This window comes from Acinetobacter sp. CIP 101966 (assembly GCF_000369725.1).
GTDB lineage: Bacteria > Pseudomonadota > Gammaproteobacteria > Pseudomonadales > Moraxellaceae > Acinetobacter > Acinetobacter lwoffii_Q.
The window spans coordinates 61,002-75,908 of the sequence record NZ_KB850163.1 but is presented as its reverse complement, the minus strand read 5'-3'; the positions used below and the strand labels follow the sequence as shown (position 1 = coordinate 75,908).

At 37.8% G+C, this 14,907-nt stretch carries 9 protein-coding genes, 9 pseudogenes and 1 other annotated feature; of the genes and pseudogenes, 5 read left to right on the top strand and 13 right to left on the bottom strand.

Annotation, left to right across the window (positions count from 1 at the left end; all coding sequences use genetic code 11):
• Positions 1–381: 381 nt before the first annotated feature.
• From F891_RS15220 to F891_RS15215, 3 genes and pseudogenes are all read left to right on the top strand, one after another.
• Positions 382–663, top strand: a pseudogene (locus F891_RS15220) (helix-turn-helix domain-containing protein); the annotation flags it as partial.
• A pseudogene (locus F891_RS17690) lies at positions 657–1,021 on the top strand (IS3 family transposase); the annotation flags it as partial. The pseudogenes F891_RS15220 and F891_RS17690, both read left to right, overlap by 7 nt.
• A gap of 196 nt (positions 1,022–1,217) precedes the next feature.
• Complete coding sequence (locus F891_RS15215; protein ID WP_004281794.1) at positions 1,218–1,679, top strand: DIP1984 family protein; 462 nt, start codon at positions 1,218–1,220, stop codon at positions 1,677–1,679.
• Between the two features lie 386 nt (positions 1,680–2,065).
• On the opposite strand, the pseudogene F891_RS15210 reads toward F891_RS15215, so the two are convergent.
• The 8 genes and pseudogenes from F891_RS15210 to F891_RS17680 all read right to left on the bottom strand — a co-directional run.
• A pseudogene (locus F891_RS15210) lies at positions 2,066–3,315 on the bottom strand (IS3 family transposase).
• Positions 2,910–3,026: a sequence feature (AL1L pseudoknot), on the bottom strand. Its footprint overlaps the pseudogene before it by 117 nt.
• An 83-nt stretch (positions 3,316–3,398) precedes the next feature.
• Positions 3,399–3,929: pseudogene (locus F891_RS15200) on the bottom strand (sulfite exporter TauE/SafE family protein); the annotation flags it as partial.
• A 41-nt stretch (positions 3,930–3,970) separates the two neighbouring features.
• Positions 3,971–4,465, bottom strand: coding sequence for a flavin reductase family protein (locus F891_RS15195; protein WP_005100646.1), 495 nt, complete (start codon positions 4,463–4,465; stop codon positions 3,971–3,973).
• 97 nt (positions 4,466–4,562) lie between these two features.
• Positions 4,563–5,606 (bottom strand): methionine synthase, encoded by a 1,044-nt coding sequence (locus tag F891_RS15190; RefSeq protein WP_004281804.1) that lies wholly within the window; start codon positions 5,604–5,606, stop codon positions 4,563–4,565.
• A gap of 51 nt (positions 5,607–5,657) precedes the next feature.
• Positions 5,658–6,641 (bottom strand): putative oxygenase MesX, encoded by a 984-nt coding sequence (locus F891_RS15185; protein ID WP_004281805.1) that lies wholly within the window; start codon positions 6,639–6,641, stop codon positions 5,658–5,660.
• A gap of 306 nt (positions 6,642–6,947) precedes the next feature.
• Positions 6,948–7,145 (bottom strand): annotated as a pseudogene (locus F891_RS17685) (IS5/IS1182 family transposase); the annotation flags it as partial.
• A 36-nt stretch (positions 7,146–7,181) separates the two neighbouring features.
• Positions 7,182–8,168 carry an IS110 family RNA-guided transposase gene (locus F891_RS15180; RefSeq protein ID WP_005251678.1) on the bottom strand — a complete coding sequence of 329 codons (987 nt, stop codon included), beginning with the start codon at positions 8,166–8,168 and terminating at the stop codon, positions 7,182–7,184.
• A gap of 241 nt (positions 8,169–8,409) precedes the next feature.
• Positions 8,410–9,144, bottom strand: a pseudogene (locus F891_RS17680) (IS5 family transposase); the annotation flags it as partial.
• 177 nt (positions 9,145–9,321) lie between these two features.
• Here F891_RS17680 and F891_RS15175 point away from each other — a divergent pair.
• A complete protein-coding gene (locus tag F891_RS15175; RefSeq protein ID WP_004281809.1) occupies positions 9,322–9,990 on the top strand; it encodes an epoxyqueuosine reductase QueH in 669 nt (222 codons plus the stop codon).
• Here the strand turns inward: F891_RS15175 and F891_RS15170 are convergent.
• The 4 genes and pseudogenes from F891_RS15170 to F891_RS15165 all read right to left on the bottom strand — a co-directional run bounded on the left by F891_RS15170 (position 9,987) and on the right by F891_RS15165 (position 13,065).
• The gene (locus tag F891_RS15170; protein WP_004281811.1) at positions 9,987–11,378 is read right to left on the bottom strand and encodes a methylenetetrahydrofolate reductase C-terminal domain-containing protein; all 1,392 of its coding nucleotides are present in this window, start codon (positions 11,376–11,378) and stop codon (positions 9,987–9,989) included. The genes F891_RS15175 and F891_RS15170 overlap by 4 nt on opposite strands.
• Positions 11,379–11,566: 188 nt before the next feature.
• Positions 11,567–11,668, bottom strand: a pseudogene (locus F891_RS17955) (putative oxygenase MesX); the annotation flags it as partial.
• A 24-nt stretch (positions 11,669–11,692) separates the two neighbouring features.
• Positions 11,693–11,809, bottom strand: a pseudogene (locus tag F891_RS17675) (transposase); the annotation flags it as partial.
• Between the two features lie 50 nt (positions 11,810–11,859).
• Positions 11,860–13,065, bottom strand: a complete 1,206-nt coding sequence (locus tag F891_RS15165; protein WP_004281814.1) for a tyrosine-type recombinase/integrase — start codon at positions 13,063–13,065, stop codon at positions 11,860–11,862.
• 302 nt (positions 13,066–13,367) lie between these two features.
• Between F891_RS15165 and F891_RS15160 the strand changes: the two genes are divergently transcribed.
• Complete coding sequence (locus F891_RS15160; protein WP_004281816.1) at positions 13,368–13,799, top strand: PPC domain-containing protein; 432 nt, start codon at positions 13,368–13,370, stop codon at positions 13,797–13,799.
• Positions 13,800–13,917: 118 nt separating this feature from the next.
• On the opposite strand, the pseudogene F891_RS17670 reads toward F891_RS15160, so the two are convergent.
• Positions 13,918–14,892 (bottom strand): annotated as a pseudogene (locus F891_RS17670) (IS481 family transposase).
• Between the last annotated feature and the right edge of the window lie 15 nt (positions 14,893–14,907).

Sequence of the window (14,907 nt, the reverse complement as noted above, 5' to 3'; positions counted from 1 at the left end):
AGTCATTTGAATGATTTCTTCTTGGTCTACGTGTCATAAAATACTCCATATATTGATGTTTATAACATCATTTGGGGAGCAAAATATCACTTATAGGTGTTGTTCAAATTTCCTGATCCACCTCTTTTATATGAAAAATTACAACAGCTTAATTAATTTTAAATGGATTTTTCAAACCAAAGTTTGAAAAATATCTAATTTTTTAGGCATATTTTAGTTGAATAATGTTTGAAATAAATCTCCATTTAACATAATGGTTGTTATGCGAAGTCGACTTGTTAGAACCCATTTAAAGTGTCTATATTCTCACCAATAAAAATGTCTGGTTTATGATGGTTTTTATCACCATGGACGGGATATAAAATATAGATGCTGATCACTATGTCGGATAAAGAACTTAAACGATTGTCGGTTTTGCAGGAAATCTGCGATCAACGCATAACTCAATCCCAGGCTGCTCAGCTACTTCTACTTCATATTTCAGAATGTCAGGTCAGACGCTTACTGCAGAAATACAAAGTTCAAGGTCCAGCTGCATTAGCCCATACGGGTCGTGGCCAAACCAGCAATTCCAGGCTTTCTGAAGAACTCAGACTCAAGTGCCTCAATATTGTTTCTGATCAACTGCATGGTTTCGGACCAACCTTGGCGCATGAAAAGCTTATTCAACAGGAGTTATGGTTCATTCTGACCAAGGCAGTCAGTACTGTAGTCGTGCTTTTAGAGCGCTATTATTGACGAATAACTGTATTCAAAGTATGTCACGCAGTCTTGCGCAGTACACTGCTCATGTTGGGACAATGCAGTGACTGAAAGCTTCTTTCATACATTGAAAGGTCATGTAATCCATGGCAGTGTGTTTGCCACTCGAAAAGAAGCGAATGCTGTCTTGTTTGACTATATCGAGATTTATTACAATCGAATCAGAATACATTCTGCAAATGGCTGGTTAAGTCCTGAAGCCTTTGAACAAAAATATTGTAAGAATTTAGAGGGATCGAATGTCCACAATACTGTCTAGGATCAGATAAAGGATTCTGCATCTGAAAAAAGGCCTTTAGCTTAATTCTGAGCTTCGACTAATGACAAAATATAAGACTTCTACCTCTGAAAATTATAAAAAATCAATTTTTTTGATTTTTAAAGAATGAGGATATAGTATTTGTAAAATTACTTAGCTGCTTAAAACTTAATTCTAATTGGTTAATAGGTGAAAAATGAAATTAGCAGAAGCTCTCTTACTTCGAAGTGATCAACAAAAAAAAATTATTTCACTAAAACAACGTATCAATGCAAATGTATTGGTACAAGATGGTGATAAACCATCTGAAGATCCAAATGAACTACTAAAACAAGTATTTGCTTTAATTCAAGAATTTCAAAAATTAAGTTATGCAATTCATGAAACTAATGCTTTAACAAAATTAAATGATGGTCGTTCTTTACTTGCTTTATTGACTTTGCGTGATGAATTTGTAGAACAGCACAAAACCCTAACTGCAGCAATAAGTAATACATCTCGTGAATCTGATCGTTATAGTACGCGGGAAATAAAGTGGCATAAAGTTATTCCAGTTTCATCACTACAAAAACAAGCTGATGATATTAGTCTTAAATTACGTGATTTAAATGTGGTGATTCAGTCGAGTAATTGGAAAATTGATTTGATTGATGCCTAATAGTCCTTTAGATATAATCAAGTTGAACATACTGGGCGAGTACAAGATCCCTTACTTCCACAACATAGGATTGTAAATAAAGTGTAGTGGCTTGCAAAGCAAGTGGATAAGCTTAAAATTTTAAGTACAAATCAATCCATCACTTGGCATAACTCAAATCTTTGTGCGAACAAAGTTACATGTTACTTATAACTACCATGTACTGACAGTATGTTCACCTCAATTACTAAAAATAAAGAAATGAGCAAGCACCAGCTCAACTACATTTCTATTTTTAATTCGGTTCGGCTTTGTTGCATAACGAGCTGAAAGACAGATTTTGAAAACAGCAGATTCAAATCACAAGTTGAACCGTACCGGGTTCGTCGGAGACTTTTTTATTTAAGTTAGGCCACTTGACCTAACGGGTTAATCTTATCATAGTACATTGCTTCAAACTCAAAAGGCGATACATAACCCAGTGCACTGTGTACACGCTTTTTATTGAACCAATCTACCCAGTTTAGTGTCGCAAGTTGTACATCTGCTAAACCTTGCCAATCTGCTTTTAAATATTCAATCACCTCTGTTTTGTATAAGCCATTCACCGTTTCAGCCAAAGCATTATCGTATGAATCACCAGTCGTACCGACTGATGCTCGTAAATTCGCTGCTTCTAAACGATTGGTATAGCGAATGGAAAGATATTGCACACCTCTGTCGGAATGATGAATCACATTCTTTGGCATGCCTCGATCATGCAATGCTTGCTCTAATGCATCGAGCACCCTATCTGTATTCATTCGTGTAGATACTTTCCAGCCAACAATTGCTCGTGAGAACACATCAATAATAAAGGCGGTATATACCCAGCCTGAATGAGTTTGAATATACGTAAAGTCACTGACCCACAGTTGGTCAGGATGATCAGCAGTAAAATTACGTTTCACTAAATCATCTGCCCGTTTTTGGTCATCTCGGTTACGGGTGGTTTGTTTGTTCTTACCTCGCCAAACACCTTGTATACCTAGCTTTTTCATTAATCGAGCAACAGTACAGCGTGCAATAATATAGCCTTCACGTTTCAGTTTTTGCCAGACTTTACGTACACCGTATCGACCTGAACTTTCTTTCCAAATTCGTTTAATCTCCTCAGCATGATGCAAGTCATGTAAATCTCGCTTTGCTCGATGTTCCCCTTGCGAAGCAATGCTTCTCATCGCAGAGATCTAGAGTCCGGTAATAGGTTGAAGCTGCGATCGGTAAAATCCTACAAATCGCATCAACACCATATAAGTCTTTATTGTTATGGATGAAATCCACCATTATTTGTGTGGGCGGTCGAGCTCCGCCTGGGCGAGAAAAGCGGCTGCTTTACGTAGAATTTCATTCGCACGTTGCAGTTCTTTATTTTCGCGTTCCAGTTGTTTGATACGTTCTTGGTCTGAAAGCTGCTGTACTTTAACTGGATTTTGTTTATCTAAATATTTTTGATACCAAACACGTAGTGTTTCAGGAGTACAACCCTTGCGCAGTATACTGCTCAGGGAGCAATAGCTGTGATCGCAGCCCAAGTAGAAGGATAATCTTTTTCAGATTCAATCAATAATTGAACCGCTCTTTCTCTGATTTCAGGGGTATATTTTAATTTTGTCATCGGGACACTACGCTTCGCTACGTCTTGCGAAGCAATGCTTCTCATCTCAGAATATTGACTCTCCGACAAACCCGGTACGGTTCAGCCTTCTGCATGACCACACCATAGCGATTCAGATATGGAACCGTCAGACTTCCACCACCAATACCAAAGATTGCTGATGCAACCCCAATCACACTACCTGCAGCAACTTGTTGACCTGATGAGGGTAACGTTTTCGTTGGGTCAATTGCTTTTTTGGCACCTGTAAACATCGTATATGCGACCCAAATCAGAAATAAGCCAACAATGATTTGTAGATGTAATCCTGATATCAAACCAGCAATACCTGCCCCAAAAAAACAACCAATCGCCATAGGTGGCGCTAGATTTTTAAAAACAGGCCAAATCACAGCACCAGTTTTATGATGCGCCATCAATGAGCTAATCGAGGTTACAACAATGGTTGCCAAAGACGTGCCTAATGCGAGGTGCATAACCACATCGGGGTCATAGCCCATTTGGGTAAAGACAATAAAAAGCAGTGGTACAATAATCGTACCACCGCCGACACCAAACAGCCCTGCTGCAAAACCAGCAAAAGCACCGATGACTAAAAAGGTTATAAGTTCCACAATAGACTAACTTTAAAAAATGAAAGAATTAAGGTATTGAGTTAAGCGTGTTCTAACTGCCCTACTTGATGATAAGCACGGTTAAAATAGACCAAGCTTTCTTCTTGATCGCTTTGTTGAACTTGAAGCACACGACACATGAAAATACTGTGTGTACCCACTTGCTGAATATTCTCAATCTGACAGTCAAAACTGACCAAAGCATTTTGCAGAATCGGCGAGCCTGTCTCTAAACCGCCCCACTCGCCCAGTTGAAAACGCTGTTCAGAACTGAATTTACTTGAAGCAAAGGCATTTGAAAGCTGTTCATGCTGAGTACTTAGTACGTTTACAGCCAAGACTTTATTTTCAACAAAATGGGCATGTGAACGGGAGGATTGATTCATACAGACTAATAACATTGGCGGTGTATCCGTCACGCTACATACGGCAGATGCAGTAAATCCATGCATACCTGTTTCACCCGAAGTCGTAATAACATTCACTGCTGTGGTGAGTAAGGACATTGCATTTCTAAAGTCTGTTGCTTCAATCATCTCTTTCATCTCAAATGTACATATCACGTGCTCGCGCATAAAGCTGGACAAATGACCTTGCGATGATTTGTTCTGCTTCGCACGAGACTACGTTTGATTAAGCTTCTAGCTCTTTACGAACAATGGCAGCACCTGCGCTTAAAGCTTCAAGTTTGCCACGTGCCACTTGGCGAGATAGCGGTGTCATACCACAGTTAGTTGAAGGATACAGTTTATCTGCATCAACAAATTGCAATGCTTTGCGTAGCGTATTTGCTACTTCCTCTGCAGTTTCCACTTGAGTGGTTGCCACATCAATTGCACCCACCATCACTTTCTTACCACGGATCAATTCGATTAAATCCATTGGTACACGTGAGTTTTGGCATTCAAGTGAAATAATATCGAGCTTAGATTGTTGTAGTTTCGGGAATGACTCTTCGTATTGACGCCATTCATTACCTAAAGTTTGTTTCCAATCTGTATTGGCTTTAATGCCGTAACCATAGCAAATATGAACTGCAGTTTCACACTTTAGACCTTCAAGTGCACGTTCTAAGGTTGGTACACCCCAGTCATTCACTTCATCAAAGAATACGTTAAACGCAGGTTCATCAAATTGAATAATGTCTACGCCTGCTGCTTCAAGTTCTAAAGCTTCTTGGTTCAAAATTTTGGCAAATTCCCAAGCCAGTTTTTCACGACTCTTGTAGTGTCCGTCAAAAAGTGTATCAATCATGGTCATTGGACCAGGCAACGCCCATTTAATTGGCTGACTGGTTTGGCTGCGTAAAAATTTCGCATCGTCTACAAACACTGCTTTTTTACGAGAAACTTCACCCACAACTGAAGGTACACTTGCATCATAACGATTACGAATACGCATGGTTTCACGCTTTTCGAAATCTACACCTTCAAGATGTTCAATAAACGTGGTTACAAAGTGCTGACGGGTTTGCTCACCATCACTCACGATATCGATACCTGCAGTGACTTGCTCATGTAATGATAATTTCAAAGCATCACGTTTAGCTTCTAATAATTCTTCGCCTTCAAGCTTCCATGCAGACCATAATTTTTCAGGTTCAGCTAACCAAGACGGTTTTGGCAAGCTACCCGCAGTTGAAGTTGGGAGTAAAAGTTTCGGTTGTGTAAGCGCCATGTCTAATCTTCTTTCTCTAAAATTCGTCAGTCTGTGTGTCAATTCGATGTCTTAAGCAGCTGTTTCGACCTTAAAGTTTGCTGCCCATTCATTTAAAATATCTTGATATGGTTTGATGAAGTTTTCTTCTGTCCATTTACCTTGCTTAACCGCTAACTCAGCACGTTCAACACGGTCATAAACGATACGTGTCAGTGAGTAATCGCCATAGCTCAAGCTTGGTTGATATTCCACACCTGCCGGAGAGTTGGTGTTGTAAATTTCAGGACGATAAATTTTTTGGAAGCTTTCCATGGTTGCAATCGCGCTGATCAATTCAAAATCAGTATAATCACGGACTAAGTCGCCAGCGAAATAGAATGCTAATGGTGCATTACCACCTTCTGGTTTGAAGTAACGTACACGTAAGCCCATTTTGGCGAAATATTCATCGGTACGTGAATATTCATCATTGGTATATTCCTCACCTAAAATAGGATGTACGTTTGCCGTACGGTAATAGGTTTTAGAGGTTGAAACACTTAAACAAATCACAGGTGGCTTGGTAAATTCTGCCTTAAATACATCTGAATTCACCAAATGTTGATACAATTTACCATGTAGATCTCCAAAATCTTCAGGTTTTTCACCTACACCACAACCCAATTGAGGCAATACTACGCTGAAGTCATAATCACGCACATAAGATGAGAAGCTATTGCCGATCATGCCTTCAATACGCTCCCCTGTTTTATGGTCAATCACTACACTTTTCAGTGTTTCAATAAATGGGAAAGTTTGACCATTACCTTCGATATCAATTTCAGCAGAAATGATGTCAATCTCAAGTGAATAGCGATCACCTTTCGGGTTATCAACGGTTGCCAAGCTATTAAAACGGTTGTTGATCATCGCAAGGGTACGACGCAAGTTTTCTTCACGGCTTTCCCCACGTGCCAAATTGGCAAAGTTTGTGGTTAAACGTGTGCTTTCTGCTGGTGTATAATTCTCATCAAAACGGATACGTTTAATTGAACACTCAAATGCTGTACTCATGGAGATTGCCACCTAAAAATTTTATAAAAAGCTAAATTTCTGAATGGCTGTATTTAAACGTGAATAAGAAAGTGAGTAAAACGATATAAATTCAGCTTAAGATGAGAAATACTCATCTTAATAAATTAAAGATTCTGAGGATTTTTAGTTATTCAGTAAGTTAAGTGGCTATCTAAAATCTTTATCTGAAATTGATAATGTTTTTTGCAACTCTACTAAAGATAATAAATCTCCAACTATCAAGTATGTGTAAAGGCTTTGTTGCACAAAGATTTGAAATGCAAAGCGCCCCTAATTGAGCCAAATTTAAGGCGTAACTTGGGTAAGTGGTCGACCTAATTCCGTAAATCTGTTGAGGACTGCTACACGTGCATGAATCTCATTCACTTGGCTATCAAAGCTCCTTGCACTGAGTTTATCTGCTAATAATTTAATGCAGTGCATCTTGGTTTCAACCAAACTTCGCCGATGATAGCCTGACCATTTTTTCCATAGTGTCCTACCTGAGATACCGTCTTGGTAGTCAATCAGGTTTTGAGATTATTCGACCAATAAATAATCTCTTTGATAGGCAGTCTGATGTTTTAAAACGCCATAACACAGATGTATAAGCTTGCGCATTGCAGCACCTAAAGCACACATTTTATTTTTACCCTGGCTTAATAATCGTTGATATAAAGCTTCAATGTGTGGATTATATTTAATCGCTGTTAATGCTGACATATACAATACTGAGCGTATTTTACTGTCACCTGCTTTTGATAAGTGACTTTGCTTGTTGACTGAACTGCCAGACAACTGATGTACTGGAACCAAACCTACATATGCAGCAGCTTGACTTGCTTTTTCAAACTTGTGCGAATGAAATAACCCCAACAGTAATAAGCCTGATCGTTCACCGATTGAAGGAATAGTTTGCAGTAATTTCAAATCCTGTTTCAATGTTGGATCTTGATCTATGTGATTATTTATTAACTTATCAATATTTTCAAGTTGCTGATTTAAATACTCAATATTCTCTTCAAGTAATTTAATCACAACAACGGAGGTATGAGTGGACTGCGCCTTTTCAAGTCGATTCTTTTCCTGCAATAGACTACCTAGATAGACATCTCGTCTGCCTAGTAAAGCTTTTAATAATCTGACATTTTCAGGTTCAGGCTGCCATATGATTAACTTTGCGGTGTAACCATAACGTGAAAGAGCTTCACTATCAGCTTTATCCGTTTTATTTAGCATGGACATGCCTTTGGCAAAGGCTCTTACTCGTGAAGGATTAGCCACACAAACCTTTACACCTGCATCATATAGATAATATCCCAAATTCTCATGATAAACCGAAGTCGCTTCCATGATTGCTGTCACTTGATCAGGTTCAATTTTAAGAGTGATGAGCCATTTGAGCAGACTGCCAAAGCCACTTTCTGTATTAGTAAATATTTTATTTTTTCTTTTTCCAGTCAAACCTTGAGGAAAAATGCAACAATCTATTTTGGTTTTACTGACATCAATACCTAGCATAATCATGGTGATATTCCTTGAGTTTAAGCTATGATTTTTATCCCATTAACCATCATCTTACCTTGTGAATACAGCATCAAAGTGCTTAGTTACCGTTCAGAGTTGTATGAGGGATAAGGGCAAATTGTAGGTTTTATCTCAGGTTCAAATTTAAGATTTTAGCAGCACTCCAAACTCTACAATTTGCGTATAGTGGTAGCTAATCACTATATCAATCAAGATACAAGAAGCACTGCTTCGCAAGATTAACTGTTCGAAGTAATTTATTTCGTTCTAGCGAGCTACTCTTTGTATCTTTCCGTGGTTTCGCATTTTTTCTAGGTGGAATCACCATATGCGCTTGCCGATCTGCAATGACCTGACGGCATTGCTTGGTGTCATAAACTCTATCGGTATAAACAGAGTCAATCCGCTCATCTTGTGGAATTTGATCAAGTAAATCACCAAGCACCTGTGAATCACTGACATTATTGGTTGTGAGCTCAATAGCGCGTATTTGAGGGGTTTTAGCATCTATACCAATTGTAGTTTACGCCATTGGCGACGACATTCAGGTCCATGTTTCTTGCGCTTACACTCGCCCTCACCTAGAAACTTCATGCCTGTAGAGTCCATGAGTAGATGTAGCCCATCGCTACTTTTTTGGTAGCTGATTGCAATATCAATATGCTTTTATCTTCTACAAAGCGTGGTGTACGAATATCACTGATATTCGGGGCTGCTCATCCGCAAAGTTTAATCAGACTTTGCACAAAGCCAGTGACTATACGTAAAGACAGACGGAATAAGGATTTAATCATTAAGCAGCATTGGATGGCTGCGTCGGAGTAGGTTTGATTTCGCCCTTGTTTGCCTTTTGATAGCGCATACCATTGCGTAGCAGGATCAAACCAAATGGCAATATTTCCGCGACTCATGAGTGCTCGGTTATATATGCGGACCAATTGGTTGTGCGGTAGATTTTATGTGTAGGCTTATTCATTTGAAAATTATATCGCTGAAAAGCCTTTACAGATAGGTTTGTGCAACAAAGCCGTTCTTATTAAATTTCAATTAGTGAATTTCTTTCATCTTAACCTTAGAAAATATCAGTATATCAAATCCTTACTATCTAATTAAATCGTTAAAATATAGGGTTTAGATTTAAACCCATATAACTATGTCAAACAAACTTGAACGTCAGAAATTGACTCTCCCAGCAGGTCATGACAAGCTTCTGCTTCACTCCTGCTGTGCACCATGCTCGGGTGAAGTGATGGAAACCCTAATTGAATCAGGCATCGACTTTTCGATCTTTTTTTATAATCCCAATATTCACCCTGTCAAGGAATATGAAATCCGTAAGGAAGAAAATATTCGCTTTGCAGAAAAACATAATATTCCTTTTATTGACTGTGATTACGATACAGACAATTGGTTTGCACGTGCCAAAGGCATGGAAAATGAGCCAGAGAAAGGTATTCGCTGTATCATGTGTTTTGATATGCGCTTTGAACGGACTGCCCTTTATGCAGCTGAAAATGGCTTCAGCCTAATTAGTAGCTCATTGGGTATTTCTCGTTGGAAAGATATGAAGCAGATCAATGATTGTGGGCATCGTTCTGCTTCACATTATGAAGGTATCACCTATTGGGACTACAACTGGCGTAAAAATGGTGGTGCTGTTCGTATGCTTGAAATCAGCAAGAAGGAAGAATTCTACCAACAAGAATATTGTGGCTGTGTATACTCCTTACGTGATACCAACCGTTGGCGTATGAGCCAAGGTCGTGATCGCATCAAATTGGGCGTGAAATTTTATTCGAATGCCATGGATGATGAAAGCTAAGCTTCAGTCGCCAGATACCAATTTTTCCAGGAACTGGTTCCACGGACTTCAATGGGTACAGTTGGAATCAGTTTTTCTTTTAGAACGTCAGTCTGTCCCACGGCTTTGGCAAGTCGGGCTTTCACAGAATGAATGCATTCACGATCTCCAAACTCACAGAGATCCAATGTCGTACCACCACAAGGACCATTCGCCAATCCTTTGGGACAAGTTTCAGGGCAAATATATAAAGTATCTCCTAACCTACATTGACCACAACTTTCACAACCCACGACCCCTTGCTTAGAGATAAATTCAGTTTTTAACAATGCTTTTGCTGCAGGAGTATTTTCCCAGAGTGAGGCTTTAAAAATAAAATGCCCCACACCTTTGGCAATTTTGGACTCAAATAGAGCCTTGTGCATGAAATGCAATTGCTGATATTTAATAAGCTGGCTAGAGGATGGTTGGCGGGAATAATAAGCTAATTCTGGCACGAGTTCATTTTTAGTCTTCACTTGCCACAGTGCATTCCAGAGTGCTTCGAGTTCCTGTAAACCATAATGTCGATATTGTTCAATATATTTTTCTAAAAGCTTTTGCTCTTCAGGCTTATGGCATGCTGAAAGATGCACACCTGCAAAACCCAAATATTTACACATCAATATTTGTATAGCACAACGTTTATAAGCATTCTCAGTTCGTCCATCCTGTTCTTCCTGAGCCAACGCTCGTAACATGTGTGGTGTAATCACAATTCCTGCGACATTATGTTTCACCATAAAATTGGCACGTGCCAAACTAAGTGGCATAACACAAGCAAGTATATTTTGTGGGTATCGATGACGATTTAAAAAAGCCTTGGCTTGTTTTAAAGCCTCCATATCGTAACCCAACTGGGTAACGATAAAGTCTGCTCCTGCTTTAATCTTTTTGTGAAGTTTTAAATATTGTGCATCACGTTCAGCTTCAGCATATTTAAAGGGATTAAAAGCTACACCAATATGAAATCCACCATAACACTTTGCGGCCATGACCGCATTTACAGACTCTAAATATCGGGTGCGATTCGTTCCATCTTGACCATTTGTATGCCCTTTTAACTTATCACCTGTGAGAAGCAGTAAATTTTTTTGTCCCGAAGCTTGAGTTAATTTTAAGAAGGTCTCAAAATCAGTAATATCCCGACCTTTCCCTGAATAATGGATGATTTTTTCCACTGATGAAGGAAATGTCTTCGCACATTCAAGTGGTGGCAAATCACTATCGGCATGCACTCGATCTGCCAAAGTGATCGCACATGGAAATTCTGCTAAAGACATTGGTACTGCAATGCCCTTAGCAGAACTTAAATATTCCAACAAAATACAAAACTGATTGTGCTTAAAATGGGAAGCAAGCTGTGACATAAAATAAAGTTCAAATAAAAATGATTAAAGCAGGTCGCTATTATATTCGACCTAACAGAATCAGCCCGATTAATCTTAAACAGGCTGATATAGAAAATTTTAGTCAACAATTATGCAATGAATCTATTCAATACATTCAATCAGGCAACTTTCTCATGAGATTCTCGCTCTAATGCGAAATGAAATGCCTATTTTTCAAGAATATTTTGATACGACTTAATGAAGTTCTCTTCTATCCATTTACCTTGCTTAAGATTCAATTGAACACGTTCAACACCGTCATAAACTTTACGAGTTAAGAGAAATCATTATTGTGAACAGACTATTTCTCTAAGTTGATTCATCACAACATGTAATTTATAGCCATAGAACCGGCCCATTGAGCTTTTACCACGAGATGCAATTTTAGATAATGATTTATGGCGGTGAATAGGTTTGTGCAACAAAGCCTATTCTAATTAAAACTTAGATTTCATAACCATTAATTTACAGTACAACTATCAATAAAATCGCCCCACCATTGCATCATTTCCATACGCTGATTAAAATATTCTGCATGATTATAACTTGCACGGGTTTTATTTTTATCAGTATGAGATAGCTGTGCTTCAATCCAATTTGATTGAAATAAACCGGATTCATTTAATATGGTACTAAATGTCGATCGTAACCCATGAGAAGTTAATTCATTTTTAGTATATCCCATTTTTCTGATAATCAAGTTCAGGGTATTAAAATGAATAGGTTTATTATTATTTCGGGGGCTAGAAAACACATATTTCTCGCCATGAGACCAAACGAGTGCTGATTTCACAACTTCAAGTGCTTGATCAGATAGTGGAACAAAAAAATCAGGGATATCATGACCTAAAATAACCTTTCTTCTATATTGTTTAATATGTAAGGCTGGTATTTTCCATATTTTTTTATCTAGATCGAAGTGATGTGGTTCACAAAGCAATAATTCTCCACCACGGACGCCTGTATATAATTTAAATAACAGGGCTTTTTTAATAATAGGATCTGTATTAATCTGATTTAATTTAGCTAAGAAATTAGATAGTTCATCTGAATTCAAATGAGGATAGTTTTTCTTAATCTTATTGTTGACTAATATTTTATGAAGTCCATGTGCAATATTATATTCACAATACCCCATCGCTACCGCATAATCATAAATCTGATTTAAATAACTATAGGCTTTCTTTACAGGTTCTTTTACATTTCTAGATTCTATCTTTTTAATAATCTTAACTAGATCATATCTTTTAATTTCAATAAATGGCATTAGTCCAATATTTGGATAAACATCCTGATCTAAACATTTTTTTGCGAGCTGAATTACACCGCATCGTGGTTCATCTTCAAAGGAATTTTTAATTTTAAATTCTAACCACTCTTCACAAATATCCTGAAAAGTTTTGATGTATTTTTTATGCAGTGGTTTATTTTCATAATTATTAAATTTATATTCATCCCGGACTGATCTGGCCTCTTTCAAGGACATTACAGGATATTCACCCAACTTCATGCGAGGACGTTTATTTGTCCCTGCAAGTGAATAGCGGTAACTCCAAGATTTACGTCCGTTTGGTTCTACCTTCAAACTTAAGCCGTCATCATCTGCCAGAAAATAGATTTTTTCCTTTGATTTAGCTTGACGTACCTTAATTTCAGTAAGACTCATGAATTTTTAACCTAACCACAAATGGCACTGCTCAATTGAATTATAACAAATTTAAGCGATATTCATATGATGCGTATCATACGCATCACATATTTTTATAAGTAATTGTTAAATAAAATTTATATTTAGATTGGTTATTCCCTAGTAACCAATTAATTAACCATTGATTTTGCAAGTCTTAAATTGGCATTTGAAGTGCAGCCCCATGTTATGACTATTCACATTTCTGCTCTATGATTCATGGTTACTTATTAGTTATGTTATTACGTCAGGAGCGATACAAGAATTAGGGTAACCTTATTATGGAAATAGCGAATACGAAATTACTAGCTGGCGCTTTGATAGCCCTAACTTTAACTATAGTTAGCCCTGTCGTACTTGCAAATGATAACAATGATATACGAAAGACTATTGTAGTTAAATTTGCTAAAAAAGCTCACTCTGCAAATTATTACGGAAGGATAGATGGATACAAGTATGATTCCTACAAATTTTATGCTAAAAAAGGGCAAAAGTTAAAAGTGAAGTTGACTGGAGGAAATGTTGAAGCTTACTTATGGGGTAATCAATTAAAAGACTCCATCAATCTTGGAGAATATTCTCCAGAGCTTGATGATAAGGGTATTTATATTTTACCTGCTTCAGGTGAGTATGAAATTAGAGTATTACAACCTAGATCACAGGCAAGAAAAGATAAAAAACCTCAATACTGGATGAGTATTAACATTAAATAAAGACTTGCTAGATTTTTTTAAGCTTTTATACCAGGGTTCAAAAACTATTGCCAGTTAAACGGGGCGTGATTTTTACGTATATGTTTTTATATTAGTAAAAATGATATAGATACGTAATTCATAGAGATCGTTTCAATTTAGCAATCTCTAAATACATCTTGTAACTGGCATGTTGAATCCGTTCATTTGAGGGGGCGTATTGCTTCTGGACTTCATCTAAGAAAGGAGTTTCTTCACATAATTCAAAGTACCTTTCCATCGGTGTTTTACCTTGCAAAGCTGAATGTGGTCTCATCCAGTTACAGTAATGCTGCCATTCTGCCATTCTGCCAGTTTGCTCTGAATTTCCTCTGAATCGATATCTACAGTAGCGTAGAACTCAGATTTATCAGTCTTTTGTGAGCGCTACCTTGCCATTCAGATGAGGTGAACCCGGTTTATTCGGCCTAAATTTGATCCCATACTGCATCATTTTTTCTGTATTTTTTCAACAAAGAATTCTCGTTCACGATCGGTCTGTATTCGCTGTATGGGAAAAGGCATTTCTTCAATTACACAGTTAAAAAGTCGAGTGTATTCGCAGCTGTTCGGCGTTTATATATCCTTAAAACGCGATATCGTGTGCAGTCATCGATAGATGTGTACTGATATAGTCCAGGACCCAGTTTACAGGTATCCATTTGAATTCTATCGCCTGGTAATGGACGTTCATAACAAATGTAATCTACTTTACGACGGAATTTTTTAATCGGTTTGACTTAATGGGTGGATAGTACTTTATGGATAGTCGCCAAGGACAACGAGACTCCGTGCAGCTCATTAATTCGGTTTGCAAACGTCGAGCACCAAGATTTCTAGCTGAGCGCATTTCCAATATTAAAGCTTCTAGCTCAGCATTGATTTTAGTATTTGGCGATTTTAAGGGACATTTACTATGACTACTTAATCCATCAATACCTTGTTCAGAATATCGTTTCCACCACTTGCGTAAAGTTGGTCTAGAAATGCCACATCTCCGACAAACCAGGCCAGTATTATTGGTCTCTTCAAATAATTTAACCCATACGAGTCTTTGTTGAATTTCTCTGTTCATAGACACCCATTATAT